This is a genomic window from Vibrio variabilis (assembly GCF_003263785.1).
Lineage (GTDB): Bacteria > Pseudomonadota > Gammaproteobacteria > Enterobacterales > Vibrionaceae > Vibrio > Vibrio variabilis.
In genome coordinates this window covers 1-1,075 of sequence record NZ_JYJK01000063.1, presented here as the reverse complement: position 1 = coordinate 1,075, position 1,075 = coordinate 1, and the positions used below count along the sequence as shown (strand labels likewise).

The window sequence follows — 1,075 nt, the reverse complement described above, 5'->3', positions numbered from 1 at the left end:
AAAAGTGTACGGCGGTGAAGCGAAAGACTTCGCATCTATCGATAACGCTCCAGAAGAGCGTGAGCGCGGTATCACAATCGCAACTTCTCACGTTGAGTACGATACTCCAACTCGTCACTACGCACACGTAGACTGTCCAGGACACGCGGATTATGTTAAGAACATGATCACTGGTGCTGCACAGATGGACGGTGGTATCCTAGTTGTTGCTGCAACTGACGGCCCAATGCCTCAGACTCGTGAGCACATCCTACTAGGCCGTCAGGTTGGTATCCCATACATCATCGTATTCATGAACAAATGTGACATGGTTGACGATGAAGAGCTTCTAGAGCTAGTAGAAATGGAAGTTCGTGAACTTCTATCTGAATACGAATTCCCAGGTGATGACCTACCAGTTATCCAAGGTTCTGCACTAGGCGCTCTAAACGGCGAGAAGCAGTGGGAAGACAAAATCGTTGAGCTTGCTGAAGCACTAGACTCTTACATCCCAGAGCCAGAGCGTGCAGTTGACCAACCGTTCCTACTACCAATCGAAGACGTATTCTCGATCCAAGGTCGTGGTACTGTTGTAACTGGTCGTATCGAGCGCGGTATCCTACGCGTAGGTGACGAAGTAGAAATCGTTGGTATCAAAGATACTACAACTACTACTTGTACTGGTGTTGAGATGTTCCGTAAGCTTCTTGACGAAGGTCGTGCTGGTGAGAACGTTGGTGCACTTCTACGTGGTACTAAGCGTGACGAAGTTGAGCGTGGTCAAGTTCTTGCAGCTCCTGGCTCAATCAACCCACACACTAAGTTCGAGTCTGAAGTATACGTACTTTCTAAAGACGAAGGCGGCCGTCATACTCCGTTCTTCAAAGGCTACCGTCCACAGTTCTACTTCCGTACAACTGACGTAACTGGTGACATCTCTCTACCAGAAGGCGTAGAAATGGTAATGCCAGGCGACAACATCCAAATGCAAGTTGAGCTAATCGCTCCAATCGCTATGGATGAAGGCCTACGTTTCGCTATCCGTGAAGGTGGCCGTACAGTAGGTGCTGGTGTTGTTGCTAAGATCTTCGACTAA

The 1,075-nt window shown here is 48.5% G+C and carries 1 protein-coding gene; it reads left to right on the top strand.

What is annotated here, in order from left to right; genetic code table 11:
- Positions 1–1,075 (top strand): elongation factor Tu (gene tuf, locus TZ48_RS09450; protein ID WP_112478969.1); only part of this gene is annotated, 1,075 nt, incomplete at its 5' end.